The following is a 13,080-nucleotide window of genomic DNA, read 5'->3' on the forward strand; positions in this document are numbered from 1 at the left end:
AGGAGGCGCGGTGACCGAAATCGTCGAGAAGCGGGCTCGTATCGCCCGCCGCCAGGTTGACAAGTTCGCTGAACGTCGAGCCCAATTGGCAACCGCGGCACTGGATGCGCTGGCCGAACTCGGCTACGCCCGCACCAGCCTGCGCGAGATCGCCCAGAAATCGGAGTTCACGCACGGGCTGCTGCACTACTACTTCAGCGACAAGGTCGAACTGCTCACCCACGCGGTGCAGCAGTACGAGGCGGTCTGCGTGACCCGATACGACGACATCGTCGCCGCGGCGACCACCGCCGATGGACTACGCACCGACTTCAGTGATGCGATGGCGGGCACCCTGGCAACCGATGCCGCCCTGCACCGTCTCTGGTACGACCTGCGCAATCAGGGACTGTTCGAGGAATCGTTCCGTGAGGACGTCATCGATATCGACGCCCGTCGCGAACGCATGATCGCCAATGTCGTGGTGCGCTATGCCGAACTGGCCGAAAGTCCTTTGCTCATCAGCGAATCCATGGCCTACGCGACCTTCGACGGACTGTTCCAGCGAGCGCTGCTACTGCACAACGCCGGTGCCGCCGATGCGGTCGAGGGACTGCGCCGCGATGCGGCGGCCCTGCTCGACCTGACCATCGGACGACACCGGAGCTGATCGTTACTTCAGGTGGCGGGCGAAGAACCGATTCGCTTCCTCGCCCGCGTGCTGCGGAACGCCGGTGTGCCCGCCCATATTGGCGTTGAGCGCCTTCTCTTTCGAGCCGAAGGCATCGAACAGATCAAGCGCCATCTGCCGATCGTTGCCCTCATCGTCCCACTGCAACAGCACATGCAGCGGAATGGTGACCTGCCGGGCTTGTTCGATAATGCTGCGCGGCACATAGCTTCCCGCGAACAGCACCGCGGCCGAAACACGCGGCTCGACGATCGCCAGCCGGACGCCGACGGAGATGACCCCGCCCGAGTATCCGACAGAATCGCCGATCTCGGGCAGTTCCTGCACGGCGTCGATGGTGGCCTGCCATTCGGGAACCGACTGATCGACGAGCGGGAGGATGAGTCGGTCCACGATGTCATCGCTGACCGGCTGACCGGCCTGAATAGCCTGTCGCAGATCGGCCCTGGCCTGATCGGCAACCGCGGAACTCGGCCGATCCCCGCTGCCGGGGAGTTCGATGGTGACAGCGGCGTACCCTTCGGCCACCGCGCTCCGCGCCCGCGCCGCCACTCGCGGGTACATCCGTGGTAGTCCACCGGGGTGACCGACGAGCATCAAAGGTGCTGGCGTAGAAGATGATTCGGCGGTCCACAGGATGCCGGGGACCTCGCCGAGGGTGAATTCGCGCTCGATAACACCGTCATCGAGCAGCTTCTCAGAAGTGAATTGCATGGTCATGCCTTTCGGGAGTGCTCAGGAATGGCGCTCCCGGACGACCTATCGCCCGACCGTGACCCCAGAGGGGAGCACCCATATCGATACAACGTTCACGGGTACCACCTCCTCATTCGCTCACACGGCCCCCGGACTGTATCAGCGGTCCCCGCCGCCGGGCAAAAGGTTTTAACCTCGTGTCGAATGTCAGTGCGCACCGATATCGTGGGTGGCCGTGTACGAGATTGCCGAGCTTGCGGGTTTTTGTGCGGCACACGGGATCTGGAGTGTGTCCGATTCCGATGTGTTGATCCCGTTGATCGGGTACGTCCATGCCGACGGGACCAAAGGTATGGAGCGTTTCCTCGACGACGATGTCGGTGACTCGGCAGTGGCAGCCGAGGAGAGGCTGGCTGATAGCCCAGTGGGTTGGCTACGCGCCGTGCTCGTCGTCGATGCCTACCTGCACCTGGACAGGGGGCGGACCGATGCGTTGATGATCAAGGCGGTCGAATTCTCCCTGAATCCCCGGTCGATGCGGATCGCCGTTCCCTACCGGCACCATTCGACGGCGGAGGGTTTCGCGGTGTACCGGCCGAAATTCATGGAGGCACACGGTTTCGGCGATTCCGACTTCGACACCTTGGGAGCCGCGTTCTACGCGGGCGTCGACTCCCACGAGAAGGCGGCGGCGGTATGGAACGCTCACCTGCTGAACGAATCGGCCTGACGCGCTCAGGACAGTTTCGCTTCGGGGGCGAAGGCGGGGAGGCGTTCGAGGCTGGTGCGGACGGCTTCGGCGCCGTACTCGAACATCTGGCGTTCGTAGTCGTCGACAGCGCTGATCAGGTCTTGACGGCCTTCGATGGCCTCGATCAGGCTGCGGCGCAGCACGTCTGCGTCGCGCAGAGCGGTGTTCGCGCCGTTGCCGCCGGTGGGGGAGGTGGCGTGGATGGCGTCACCGAGGAGGGTGACCGGGCCGGGAGTCCAGCGCTGGCCGGGGTGGACGACTCGGATGGACAGCAGGGCGCTGTTGTCGGGGTCGGCCTGTTCGATGAGGGCACGCAGTTGCGGGTGCCAGCCGTGCATGTGGGAAAGGACGGCGTCCTGGGCGGTGGCGTTGTCGAGTGAGCCGTTCGGGGGCAGGATCATGGCCCAGCGCACGTAGTCGCCGATATCGGGGAGGGTGACTTCGGGGGCGAGTTGTTCGGCGGCCTGCTTGGGCGGGGTGCGGAACTGCATCGCGCCGAGCAGCAGGCTGACGCCGTCTCCGGCGATCTTCGAGCCGAAAGCCTTTGAGATGTCGGCGAATTCGTCGGTGAGCGGGGTGCGGCCGATGACGAACCGGACGCCGGTGTCGGTCGGGGTGGTGTCGGGTGACAGGACACCGCGGACCGCGGAGGTGACGCCATCCGCGCCGACAAGCAGGTCGGCGGTGGCCGGGTCGCGGTGGGCGAAGTTGGCTTGGACCTGACCGTCGGGCAGTACGTCGTAGCCGGTCAGCGCGGCGTCGGTGTGCACGGTGAGGCCGGTCAGCAGCAGGTGCCGCAGCACCTGGCGATCGACCACGATGCCGGTGCGGCCCGCGCCGAGTTTGCCGATCTCATTGAGGTGCGGGTCCAGGATGAGCTGTTCGGCGGAGGCTTCCATGACGATCTCGTCGAGCAATGGATGCCAGCGGGTGGGCAGGCAGTCGCGGACGGCCTGGAAACCGATCGGGTTCAGCACGAGGCGGTAGCCCTGGAAGCGGGCGACGATGCCCGGATCGCGCTCGAACACCTCGGCCTCGATTCCGGCGCCGCGCAGACCCTGCGCGAGAGCTAGACCGCCCAGACCTGCACCGATAACGGAAACTCGCATCACACACCTCCGGAAACACCGACACGAACTAAGTTCGTTCTGACGATCTAAGTTCTAATGGACGAACTAAGTTCGTGTCAAGCTATAGTTGCCGGTATGTCCGCCGATCCCCGCCAACGCCGCGCAGCCCGCCACGCCCAACCCGCCGCGGAGACCGCCGCCCCCGCGCCGCGTAAGACGCCGATCACCGTGGAACGGATCACCGACGCCGCGCTACAGGTCGTGGCCACCGAGGGCTATGACGCGCTGACCATCCGCCGGGTCGCCACCGTGCTCGGCACCGGACCGTCTTCGCTGTACGCGCACATCGTGAACAAGACCGACATCGACGACCTTTTGATCGGCAAGCTGTACGCCGAAGTCGTTCTCCCCGAACCGAATCCGAAGTCCTGGCGTGAACAGCTACTCGACGTGTACACCCAGATCCGAGACCTGTACATGCGCTACCCCGGCATCTCACGCGCCGCTCTTGCCGCGGTATCGACGAACCTGGAGACCCTCCGTGTCGGCGAAGGAATCCTGGCGATTCTGCTGGCCGGCGGTGTCGAACCCAAGACGGCTGGCTGGGCGCGCGACGCTCTTTCGCTCTACGTCAGCGCCTACGCACTCGAACAATCGCTGGTCCAGCAGCGCCGCGGTGGCCAAGACCAGGAATGGGTACTCAGCCACGACGAGCTGCTGGACCGCTTCACCGCACTCCCCGCCGACAAATTCCCAGAAACGCGCCGCCACGCCGCCGACCTGATCTCCGGCACCGCACCCGAACGCTTCGAGTTCACCCTCGGCCTGCTCATGAACAACCTGCTGCCCACCAATTGACCTGAGCCGGTACGTGAGTCGTCGCCTGCCGTTCTCAGCGGAATGAAGCGCGACTAGGCGGCGGAGTGAATCCCTTGGGCCACACTGTCTTCGAGGTGTAGAAGATCCCGTCCAAGGTCACCGAGTCGAGCTTGGTGTTCGAGAGATCCGCATCCGCGAGGTTGGCCCAGGCCATGTTGACGCCTTGGAGAAAGGCGCCGGAGAGATTCGCGTTAGCCAAATTCGCGCGGGCCAGATTCGCTCGCTGAAGAACAGCCCGTGACAGGTCAGCGTGGGTGAACTCGGTGTCCGTCAGTCTCGCGTGGGTGAACAGGGCGCCGGACAGGTTCGCCCCGTCGAACTCGGCTCCGGTAGCTTCGATATCGACCAGTGCCGCGAGCTCCATATCGGCCCCGGAGAATTGTGCGCCACGCACGTCGCCTCCGGAGATATTCACGTCGGCCAGTCTCGCGTCATTCAATCGCGCACCGGCCAAACACGTTCGCAGCAAATCGATTTGACGCCCATCCTCACCCGTGACGTCCCGCCGGGCGATCACGGTCAGCGCCGCCTGAATGTCGGTCGGTAGTCGCGTATCAGGATCATGGGCATCGATAACCGTGCCGGCCGCAGGGCACACCGAAACCGGACTGTGAGTGCGCACGAACGCCGACACGATATCGACCACGGTCGCGTGATCGGCTGGAGAGTCAGCCGAGAGCCGCTCGAGCAGATAGATACCGCCGACCCGAATATCGAGCTTGTCGGACCCGAGGTTATCGAGCGCATGACTGAACCGTTCGGTCACCTGGCTCCGCTCGGAGAGCCGGTACTGATCGCGCGTGGCCTGCAAACTCTGCCCGGTGAACCACACCCCTGCCACCGCGGCGACCACCACCGCTACCGCGGCAGCACCGACGGCGACACGCCCCACTCCCGCCCAACTCACGAATCGTCCGAGCGATCCTGGCGGCAACCGGCGTCGCCACCGAGGCGGTACTGCAGAGCACATGCCAGCCATCATGACGGCTCTGAGCCGAGCGCCCTATACGACTGACCTAAGGCATGTGACCGATACCCGGGCCCGGGTGCGCTTCGTAATGTCAACCGGGACATTCAGAATGAAGGAGCAAGGCATGAAAGCGCACGTCAGCTCGATTCTCCTCGGCGTCCGGGATTTGGACCGGGCCAAGCAGTTCTATACCGAGGGGCTGGGCTGGAAGATCGCGAAGGACTTCGGTATCTCGGTGTTCTTCGAATCGGATGGCGCATCGCCTGTCGGCTTCTACGGCCGTGAGGGTTTGGCCGGTCAGGTGGGCGCGGACGCGGAAGGCAGCGGCTTCAGCGGCCTGGTGCTGACCTACGTGGTCCGCAGCGAAGGACGCGTCGACGAGATCGTCGCCGAGGCCGAAAAGGCCGGTGCCACAATCCTCAAGCCCGCTGCCGCGCTGCCCTGGGGTGGATACGGCGGCACCTTCGCCGATCCCGATGGCTACATCTGGAGCGTGGGATACAGCGACCAAGGGACCGATCAGCCCTACGCGGAGTAGCTCCGACTGCCTGCCGCACCGCCCTGGGCGGTGCGGCTCTATGGTTCATGCTGTGGCAGAACAGGATTGGTTCGGTGGCGATATCGCGGCGTTGCGGCAACCGTGGGATGTGTTCGGCGAGAGCGACTTCGAATGGAAGTCGCGGTGCCGGGGGCTGGTTGATATTGCGGTTCTGATGGCTTCGGATGAGCCGTCGCTGGCCGAGTACCTGCGATGGGCACCGGCGTTGAGTTTGCGCGCTCAACTCGATGAGGTCGATGTGTGGGATCTACTGACTGATGACGATCTCGAACTCACCGTCGTCGATCTCGATGACGGTGACATAGACGAGTTCGAGACCGACCAATTCCTGAGCGACGGATTGGAAATACTGCTGTCGGGGCTGCGGTCCATGGGCCTGCTGCTGTGGACCGATTGGAAGGCGAACCCGTCGGAGATACGCGACGGCCTGTGGGCGCTGCATTCGTATCCGGTGGGAATGTCGTGGGAGTGGTTCGAGGCTGCGGCACACGACTACGAGGTGACGACCGAGACCGGCGAGCGATTCCACGAATTGCTCGCCGAGCACAGCCGCGCCGCCGGGGCCGCGATCGTCTCGATCAATACCGAGTCCGATTCGATGGCTCTCGGATTCATCCCCATCGCGCAGGCGGACGCGGCAGTCCTTCGAACCTCGGAGGATATCGAGGTGCTACCCCGCATCAGGTGAGGTGCGGAGTTCCTGCACCAGGCCGATGGTGACGCCGTTCGGGCCATAGATGTAGCAGTAGCGGTAGATGTCTTCGTAGTGGGTGACGATGCCGACGAGTTCGGCGCCGTGGGGGCGGAGGCGGGCGAGGGTGTCGTTGACGTCGTCGACGACGAAGGTCAGGCGGGGGATGCCGGGGACGTTCACCGGGGATGGCGTCGTGGTGCCGGTGAACAGGGGGGAGTGGAAGGTCGAGAGTTCGATTCGGGTGTGGCCGTCGGGGGTTCGGACCATGGCGATGTCCGCTTTGACGCCCTCGAGGCCGAGGAGCTCGTCGGCCCATTGACCACCGACGCTCGCCTCGCCTTCCAGTTCGAGGCCCAGTTCGACGAAGAACGCGACGGCGGCGGCGAGGTCGTCGACGACGAGCCCGGCGTGATCCATTCGGCGGACGGTCATGGTAATTCTCCTTCGGTTCGGTGTATCCGAGGCCCGTTCGGCTGCTCGTACTTCTGGGACGGAGCCGCCCGCGCGTTCTCGACATCCCTGGCGCATGAATTTCAAACTTCTTTCCGAGCGCGGTCGGCCAGCCCTATATTGAGCCACGGCAGGGCCGGTCCGATGGGGTGGGCGGCTCGGCGAGCGAAAGAGTGCGTATGTCAGAGACCTTCACCGAGCGCGCGCGGCGCATCGTCGATTTCGCCACGGCGGAGGCCAGGGTGCGCGGGCACGACCAGGTCGGTTGTGAGCATCTGCTGCTGGGCCTGATCGATGACGGCGACGGCATTGGTGCGAAAACGCTCCAAGGGCTTGATATTTCGCTCGACGATCTGCGCACGCAGGTCGATGCGATCATCGGGCGGGGTGAGCCGGGGCCGCCGCTGGTCGAGCTACCCCGCACCGCGGGTGCGACGAAAGCACTGGAGTTGGCGCTCGAGGAGGGGCGGCGGATCGGGCTGGAGTACGTGGGCAGCGAGACGATCCTGCTGGGTTTGGTCCGCGAGGGCGATAGTGTCGCGGCGCAGGTGCTGGTGCGGCTCGGTGCCGATCTGGAGCGGGTGCGCGCATGGATCCGGTGGCTGCTCACCGCCTACAGCGGAACCGGTCCGAGATCGACCGCACCGACATGGGCGCAGAAGTCTCCCCTGGAACGGTTCGGCCGCAATCTGACCGGGGAGGCAAATCGACTCGAGCCCGTCATCGGCCGTGACGAGGAAATCCGCGAGCTGATGTGCGCTCTGCTGCGACACGCGAGGCCCTATCCGATGCTGATCGGGGAACCGGGCGTCGGCAAGACCTCGGTTGTCGAGGGCCTCGCGCGGGCTATGGCTGCCGGGCCGGTCCCGAAAAGCCTGGCGCGCGGCCAGATTTACACTCTCGAGCTGGATTCCCTCGTCGTCGGCAGCCGTGACCGTGATGAGGTGGAGGCGCGGCTGGAACCGGTCTTCGAGGAAATCGCCGGGCGCGGCGACGTCATTGTGTTCCTCGATGACCTGCACACGCTGATCGGTGCGGGCGAGAGCTATTCGAGCCCGACTGCCATGTATCGGGCCGAGGCCATGCGATCCAGGATCTCTCGGCGTGGACTGCGGTTCATCGGCGCGACCACCCCGGACGGCTATGACGCGCTCATCGCGGCCAATCCCGCTCTGCGCCACCGAGTTCAGTCGATCCATATCGCCGAACCGACTATCGATCAGGCCATCGATATGGTGCGTGGACTGCGCAAGAGGTACCAGTCCCATCACGGTGTGACCATCACCGACGCGGCAGTGACCACGGCCGTCACGGTGTCCCACCAATTCGTCAGTGCGCGAAGGCTTCCGGAAAAGGCGATCGCTCTGATCGACGAAGCCGCCGCGCGCACCCGCATCGCCGATCTGCCGGACCTGCGCGAATTCGACGATGGAATCGCCGCCGCACTCGAAGGTAAGTTCGCCGCCGTCGAGGCCGAGGATTGGGCCGCGGCCGCCCAGTTCCGCGATACCGAAAAGCGCTTGATCGCCGATCGCTCGGTACGCGAGAAGGATTGGCAGGCACGCACTTCGGAGATGATGGTCGATCGGAAACAGGTGCTCGAGGTACTCACCGGCTGGACCGGAATCGCCCTGTCCACGCCCTCGAATCCGGACCCCGGCGTCGACGATCAGCAATAGGTGCGCAGGTCCTCGAGCCGTACCGGTTCGGTGGCTTCGAACGTGACACCGACGCCGTAGGGATCGCAGATCGGGAGCGCGCCCTCGGCGAACCGGAGCAGCCATTCACCGTCGGCGTAGAAATTCAACTGCGGCAGATCAACCGGGAACGTCGACGGGTCGAACTCCCGAAACTGCTCCGATGCGACCGCATCCAGCCCGAATGTGGTCGCATCGGCCATCAGCGCCGCATGCAGAAATCGCAGACCGGACAACAGGTATCCGTCGATATCGCGAATCACCTCGGCGATGAGCTCCTCATCCACCGATTCCCGCTCGCCGAGAAGGATATTCACCTCGACCGGATTCGGGTAGAGGGCACTGACCACCGGCCCTTGCGCAGACCACAGGGTCTGCCCGTCGGGGCCCGGCCCCGCCGCGAACGCTCCCACATCAGCAATGAACACGTTCATACATTAAGCGGCCCGACCGCGAGGGGCAGTCGGGCCTGGGGCGGGCGATATCGGCGGCCATGTCGTGGCGGTACGCGCGGCACACCCCCGCGTAGCATTTGACCGGGCAGGTTCTCGGCCACCAGCCCGCTCATCCCAGCGCGACTCCCATTCCTCGCATTCAGCCCGCATGATCGAAGGAGTCCTCATGACAGCCCTGCCCGCATCCGAACTGGTCTTGGTTCCCGGCGGCACGCTCATCACCGCGACCCCCGAGGAAGGCCGAGCCCTTGCGCTCACCCTGGCACGCCACACCATCCACAACATCCAGCCTGACCTGGACAGGCTCAAAGAGGGCCGCCCGATCTACTCCGCCAACCCCGACAGCCTCATCGCCGCCGGACACGTGGTCGCGGTGGAGTTTCAGACCATCGCCGCCGCGAACAACTACTGGCGCGACTGAGACCCGATCGGCTAGCGAACCTCGTTCTCCCGCTGCGCCTTTCGCTTGGCCCGTGCCATCCGCAGCAGATAGGCCGGGGTCGGTGGCACCCAGCCCAGCTGGACCGCCTGTCCGAGATCGTCGCGGTTGGCCCAGTGTTCGATCACCTTGCCATCCGCGATCCGCAACCAATGTGACTGTGTGACAGCGAAACTCCGGCCGGTGGGCGGGAATACCTGATCGATCCGGCCATCCTCGCCATAGGCCACGAATGGTCCGACATGCCGCCCGTGCATGATGGTGTGCACCGCCACCAGATCGCCTTCCACCACCGCGTCCTCGATGGTGTGGCGCAGATCCGCGTAGGCGGCGCGCAACCAGAGCGCCGTGGCGAGATACGCGGCGGGCCCGCATCCACGGGCTGCGGGCGGCTCGGCTTTGGCTTCCCGATTGGTCGCCTCCGGATGGATGATTGCGTCGAAATCGGCGCGCTCACCATCGGAGATGATGTGCACCGACCGAATCGCCAGGGCACGTGCGGCTTCGGCTGCGATCACGGATGTGCTGTTCATGGGACCTCGCAATCGATTGCGGTACGTGTCCCAGGATGTATCGGCTACAACGGGGTTCGCGTTCAATCGGCCGAATAGGGCAGGCGCACCTCGGAAATCTAGCAGCGCTAGACAAGCTGGCACACCGATGCTACCGTTGCTCCAGCTTCTAGCAACGCTAGAACTCATCGATCCGACGCACCGAGGAGCACCTGACATGACCTTCACCAGCAACGAGCAGCAGTTCCTCGCCGAGGCCGGAATCGGCCGTCTGGCAACGGTATCCCCGGACGGAGTCGTGCAGAACAACCCGACCGGCTACCGCGTGAACACCGACGGCACCATCGATATCGGCGGCATGCGCATGCGCGGCAGCCGCAAATACCGCAACGTCGAAGCGGGCAGCCGAGTCTCCTTCGTCGTCGACCAGCAGGTCTCCCTGGACCCGTACGTAATCCGCGGCATCGAGGTACGCGGCACCGCCCAGGCACTAGACGACCAGGAGCCGCCGTCCCCGCACCAGGAGCGCGCGGTCATCCGCATCCTCCCCGAACGAGTCGTCTCCTGGGGCATCGACGGCGGATCCTTCGACTTCGTAGGCCGCGACGCCCGGTAGGTCGGTGAGGTACACCGTCCGTCACCGACCAACCGGGTTCGAATGTCTACTGCCCATTCAATTCTCGAGACACCGGCTCACCGGAGCAGCAGAAGCTCAGACGGCCGAGGCGCGGGAGTCCGGGACTCCCTTGTAGTAGGGGAGGTCGACGCCGTTGATCGCGCGGTTGATCAGGTCCATATCCCATTCGGGTTCGGCACCCGGTTCGGCGGGCGGCGGGGGATTGAGGATGCTGGCCGCGTGCTGGCGGCCGATTTCCTGGTTGGCTTCGACGAAGGAGCGCATTGCCTTTTCGTAGGCGGCGAAGCCGGCTTCGGGGTTCCAGTCGGCGGCGGCGAGTTCGCCCGCCAGCAGGTACGCGCCGACCAAAGCGAGGCCGGTGCCCTGGCCGGACATCGGGGAGGAGCTGAACGCGGCGTCGCCGAGCAGGACCACTCGGCCCGTGGACCAGCGGTCCATCACCACCTGGGCTACCTGGTCGAGGTAGAAGTCGGGGGTGTCGTCCAGGTGGGCGAGGATTCCCGCGGCCTGCCAGCCCATTCCGGTCATCCGCTCGCGCAGCAGGCGCTTCTGGGCGTCGATATCGCGGTAGTCGACATCGAATTCGGTAATGGGGAAGGAGAACATGGCCATCGCGTGGGTGGGGTCCGGAATGGGCCGCAAGCCCGCCGAGCGGCCGGACTCCTGGTAGTCGATCAGGAAGCGTTCCAGTCCGAATTCATTGGGCACGGTGTAGAAGGCCAGGGCCATTCCGAGGTGACGGATGAACTTCTCGTGCGGGCCGAAAACCATCGACCGCAACGAGGAATGCAGGCCGTCCGCGCCGACCACGAAGTCGAATCGGCGCTTGTCGCCGCCCTCGAAGACCACGTCGACCCCGTCGGCGTCCTGGGCGAGTTCGGCGATGCGGTCGCCGAAGATGTACTCGACGCCCGCGCGGGTGTCGTCGTAGATCACTCGGGACAGGTCGCCGCGCAGGATCTCGATCTCGGAGATGTAGCCGTCGCCGCCGTCGTCATCGGCCCGAAAGGTCTCCAGCACTTGACCTTCCGCGTCCACGTTGTGGGCGCCGGCGGTCTCGGTGCGCGCCGCGCGCACCGCTTCGTCCAGACCCATCCGCCGGATGACCTCCTTGGTCACCCCGCGCGCGTCCACCGCCTGGCCGCCGGGTCGCAGCTCGGGAGCCCGCTCCACCACGGTCACCTCGGCCCCGCGCCGGTGCAGCCAATGGGCCAGCGCGGGACCCGCGATGCTCGCGCCCGCCACCAACACCTTGATACCGCTCACTGCGTCTCCTGCTCGCCGGTCCGGATCGCTGTCCGGAACACTCGCTCCTGATGCACCGCTGCCGGTGCATTCGGAGGTATCGACGGCGGAGCCATCCGAAATTCATCGGTGCCGCGAAGATTGTTTCATTCGGGAGCCCGATATCGCCGGTGAACACTCGCGGGCGCTGAGCACGGGCATCGTGCTCAGCGCTGGACGCATGTGGTTCCCTAGGCGAACTTGCCCGGGTTCGCCGCCACGGCGCGGCGCAGGGTGGGGCGGTTGGCGCGGTATTCGTCGACCACCGATTCGAGTTCGTGCGGGCTCGCGCCGTGCATGATCACCGAGTGGCAGCCGAGGTCGTATTCGCGCGAGATCTTGCGTACGCACTGCTCGGGGGTGCCATAGGCGGCCGAGTCGAGCCATTCGTCGGGGATGAGGGCATCGAACTGTTCGAGCACCTCGACCGAGGCGGAGGCGTCGATGGGGCCCGCCGCCGCGGCGTCCTGGAACAGCTGCGTGGCGCGAATTCGCTCCCACACCTGCGGATCCCAGCCGTTGGCGCTGATCAGGATGTCGGCGTACGCCTGCAGATAGGTCACCAGACGGCCGGTGCGGCGACGCAGCTGATCCGCTTCGGAGAGGGCGTCGCTCGCGGTCGCCAGGCAGGACCAGATCCGGACGCTGTCGGGGTCCTTGCCCGCTCGCTCGGCGCCACGCCGCACGGCCGCAACGGAATTCGCGGTCGCCTCATCGGAGAAGAAGGTGTGCAGTACGACGAAGTCGCCGATTTCCCCGGCGAGTTCGAGAGTCTTGGGGCCCACCGCGACGAAGCCGATCGGAGGCGCTTCGTCGAGGCCGTTCTGGTGGTACAGGACGGGCCATTTACCCGCCGGCCCATCGTGATTGATGATGGTTTCGCCGTCCCAGAGGCGGCGCAGGATGCCGACGAAATCGCGCAGTTGCGCCTCGGTGACCGGAGGCAGGCCGATCGCCTTCCAGTTCGCCGCCATGCCTCGGCCGAACGCCATGGCGTATCGGCCCTCGGTCATCGCCTGCATGGTGGAGCCGATGGTCGCGGTCACCATCGGGTGCCGGGTGTGGTGATTGGTTGCCGCAGCGGCGATTCCGAGGTCGGTGGTGCATCCGGCGAGGCCGCCGGACAGCACCGCGGAGTCCTTGACGGTCATGCGCTCGCCGATCATGCACGAGCCGAGTCCGAGGCGTTCGGCGTCGCGCGCCTCGGGCAGCAGCACGCGGGCGTCGGCGGGATGGCGGGTAATGCAGTAGTAGGCGAGTTCGTTCAATTGATCAATCACGAGAGGCGTTCTTTCCCAGTGGGTTTCGGCTTGATTT

General features: G+C 65.3%; 16 protein-coding genes. 8 read left to right on the plus strand and 8 right to left on the minus strand.

Features of this window, described 5'->3' with window-relative positions; all coding sequences use genetic code 11:
* The first annotated feature begins 10 nt into the window (after positions 1-10).
* Complete coding sequence (locus ACFC4D_RS18125; RefSeq protein WP_364648945.1) at positions 11-649, plus strand: TetR family transcriptional regulator; 639 nt, start codon at positions 11-13, stop codon at positions 647-649.
* Positions 650-652: 3 nt separating this feature from the next.
* Here ACFC4D_RS18125 and ACFC4D_RS18130 read toward each other — a convergent pair whose 3' ends face one another.
* Positions 653-1,384, minus strand: a complete 732-nt coding sequence (locus ACFC4D_RS18130) for an alpha/beta hydrolase (RefSeq protein WP_376064711.1) — start codon at positions 1,382-1,384, stop codon at positions 653-655.
* Positions 1,385-1,601: 217 nt separating this feature from the next.
* Between ACFC4D_RS18130 and ACFC4D_RS18135 the strand changes: the two genes are divergently transcribed.
* Entirely contained in the window at positions 1,602-2,096 is a 495-nt protein-coding gene (locus ACFC4D_RS18135) for a hypothetical protein (protein ID WP_364648951.1), read from the plus strand.
* Between the two features lie 5 nt (positions 2,097-2,101).
* Here the strand turns inward: ACFC4D_RS18135 and ACFC4D_RS18140 are convergent, their stop codons facing one another.
* A complete protein-coding gene (locus tag ACFC4D_RS18140) occupies positions 2,102-3,226 on the minus strand; it encodes an FAD-dependent oxidoreductase (RefSeq protein WP_376064714.1) in 1,125 nt (374 codons plus the stop codon).
* Between the two features lie 96 nt (positions 3,227-3,322).
* On the opposite strand from ACFC4D_RS18140, the gene ACFC4D_RS18145 reads away from it, so the two are divergent.
* The gene (locus ACFC4D_RS18145; RefSeq protein WP_376064716.1) at positions 3,323-4,045 is read left to right on the plus strand and encodes a TetR/AcrR family transcriptional regulator; all 723 of its coding nucleotides are present in this window, start codon (positions 3,323-3,325) and stop codon (positions 4,043-4,045) included.
* A gap of 34 nt (positions 4,046-4,079) precedes the next feature.
* On the opposite strand, the gene ACFC4D_RS18150 is transcribed toward ACFC4D_RS18145, so the two are convergent.
* The gene (locus ACFC4D_RS18150; RefSeq protein WP_376064719.1) at positions 4,080-4,919 is read right to left on the minus strand and encodes a pentapeptide repeat-containing protein; all 840 of its coding nucleotides are present in this window, start codon (positions 4,917-4,919) and stop codon (positions 4,080-4,082) included.
* Positions 4,920-5,160: 241 nt separating this feature from the next.
* Between ACFC4D_RS18150 and ACFC4D_RS18155 the strand changes: the two genes are divergently transcribed.
* Positions 5,161-5,574, plus strand: coding sequence for a VOC family protein (locus tag ACFC4D_RS18155; RefSeq protein ID WP_375958568.1), 414 nt, complete (start codon positions 5,161-5,163; stop codon positions 5,572-5,574).
* Between the two features lie 52 nt (positions 5,575-5,626).
* The gene (locus ACFC4D_RS18160) at positions 5,627-6,283 is read left to right on the plus strand and encodes a hypothetical protein (protein WP_376064722.1); all 657 of its coding nucleotides are present in this window, start codon (positions 5,627-5,629) and stop codon (positions 6,281-6,283) included.
* Here the strand turns inward: ACFC4D_RS18160 and ACFC4D_RS18165 are convergent.
* Positions 6,266-6,721 carry a VOC family protein gene (locus ACFC4D_RS18165; RefSeq protein ID WP_375958564.1) on the minus strand — a complete coding sequence of 152 codons (456 nt, stop codon included), beginning with the start codon at positions 6,719-6,721 and terminating at the stop codon, positions 6,266-6,268. The genes ACFC4D_RS18160 and ACFC4D_RS18165 overlap by 18 nt on opposite strands.
* 197 nt (positions 6,722-6,918) lie before the next feature.
* Between ACFC4D_RS18165 and ACFC4D_RS18170 the strand changes: the two genes are divergently transcribed.
* Complete coding sequence (locus ACFC4D_RS18170) at positions 6,919-8,418, plus strand: Clp protease N-terminal domain-containing protein (protein ID WP_376064724.1); 1,500 nt, start codon at positions 6,919-6,921, stop codon at positions 8,416-8,418.
* On the opposite strand, the gene ACFC4D_RS18175 is transcribed toward ACFC4D_RS18170, so the two are convergent.
* Entirely contained in the window at positions 8,409-8,864 is a 456-nt protein-coding gene (locus ACFC4D_RS18175; RefSeq protein ID WP_376064727.1) for a hypothetical protein, read from the minus strand. The genes ACFC4D_RS18170 and ACFC4D_RS18175 overlap by 10 nt on opposite strands.
* A gap of 193 nt (positions 8,865-9,057) precedes the next feature.
* Here ACFC4D_RS18175 and ACFC4D_RS18180 point away from each other — a divergent pair, with 193 nt between their 5' ends.
* A complete protein-coding gene (locus ACFC4D_RS18180) occupies positions 9,058-9,312 on the plus strand; it encodes a hexameric tyrosine-coordinated heme protein (RefSeq protein WP_375958558.1) in 255 nt (84 codons plus the stop codon).
* Positions 9,313-9,323: 11 nt separating this feature from the next.
* Here the strand turns inward: ACFC4D_RS18180 and ACFC4D_RS18185 are convergent, their stop codons facing one another.
* Positions 9,324-9,863 carry an ester cyclase gene (locus ACFC4D_RS18185; protein WP_376064729.1) on the minus strand — a complete coding sequence of 180 codons (540 nt, stop codon included), beginning with the start codon at positions 9,861-9,863 and terminating at the stop codon, positions 9,324-9,326.
* 196 nt (positions 9,864-10,059) lie between these two features.
* Here ACFC4D_RS18185 and ACFC4D_RS18190 point away from each other — a divergent pair, with 196 nt between their 5' ends.
* A complete protein-coding gene (locus ACFC4D_RS18190; RefSeq protein WP_376064731.1) occupies positions 10,060-10,458 on the plus strand; it encodes a PPOX class F420-dependent oxidoreductase in 399 nt (132 codons plus the stop codon).
* A gap of 96 nt (positions 10,459-10,554) precedes the next feature.
* Here the strand turns inward: ACFC4D_RS18190 and ACFC4D_RS18195 are convergent, their stop codons facing one another.
* Positions 10,555-11,745 carry an FAD-dependent monooxygenase gene (locus ACFC4D_RS18195; RefSeq protein WP_376064734.1) on the minus strand — a complete coding sequence of 397 codons (1,191 nt, stop codon included), beginning with the start codon at positions 11,743-11,745 and terminating at the stop codon, positions 10,555-10,557.
* Positions 11,746-11,954: 209 nt separating this feature from the next.
* Entirely contained in the window at positions 11,955-13,040 is a 1,086-nt protein-coding gene (locus tag ACFC4D_RS18200; protein WP_376064865.1) for a TIGR03857 family LLM class F420-dependent oxidoreductase, read from the minus strand.
* Between the last annotated feature and the right edge of the window lie 40 nt (positions 13,041-13,080).

Source organism: Nocardia sp. NPDC056000 (genome assembly GCF_042269265.1).
Taxonomy (GTDB): Bacteria; Actinomycetota; Actinomycetes; order Mycobacteriales; family Mycobacteriaceae; genus Nocardia.

What these genes read in the sequence shown, in the direction of transcription:
- ACFC4D_RS18130 (WP_376064711.1), bottom strand. Translation starts at nt 1,384, where the DNA reads ATGCAATTCACTTCTGAGAAGCTGCTCGATGACGGTGTTATCGAGCGC.
- ACFC4D_RS18140 (WP_376064714.1), bottom strand. Translation starts at nt 3,226, where the DNA reads ATGCGAGTTTCCGTTATCGGTGCAGGTCTGGGCGGTCTAGCTCTCGCG.
- ACFC4D_RS18145 (WP_376064716.1), top strand. Translation starts at nt 3,323, where the DNA reads ATGTCCGCCGATCCCCGCCAACGCCGCGCAGCCCGCCACGCCCAACCC.
- ACFC4D_RS18155 (WP_375958568.1), top strand. Translation starts at nt 5,161, where the DNA reads ATGAAAGCGCACGTCAGCTCGATTCTCCTCGGCGTCCGGGATTTGGAC.
- ACFC4D_RS18165 (WP_375958564.1), bottom strand. Translation starts at nt 6,721, where the DNA reads ATGACCGTCCGCCGAATGGATCACGCCGGGCTCGTCGTCGACGACCTC.
- ACFC4D_RS18170 (WP_376064724.1), top strand. Translation starts at nt 6,919, where the DNA reads ATGTCAGAGACCTTCACCGAGCGCGCGCGGCGCATCGTCGATTTCGCC.
- ACFC4D_RS18180 (WP_375958558.1), top strand. Translation starts at nt 9,058, where the DNA reads ATGACAGCCCTGCCCGCATCCGAACTGGTCTTGGTTCCCGGCGGCACG.
- ACFC4D_RS18185 (WP_376064729.1), bottom strand. Translation starts at nt 9,863, where the DNA reads ATGAACAGCACATCCGTGATCGCAGCCGAAGCCGCACGTGCCCTGGCG.
- ACFC4D_RS18190 (WP_376064731.1), top strand. Translation starts at nt 10,060, where the DNA reads ATGACCTTCACCAGCAACGAGCAGCAGTTCCTCGCCGAGGCCGGAATC.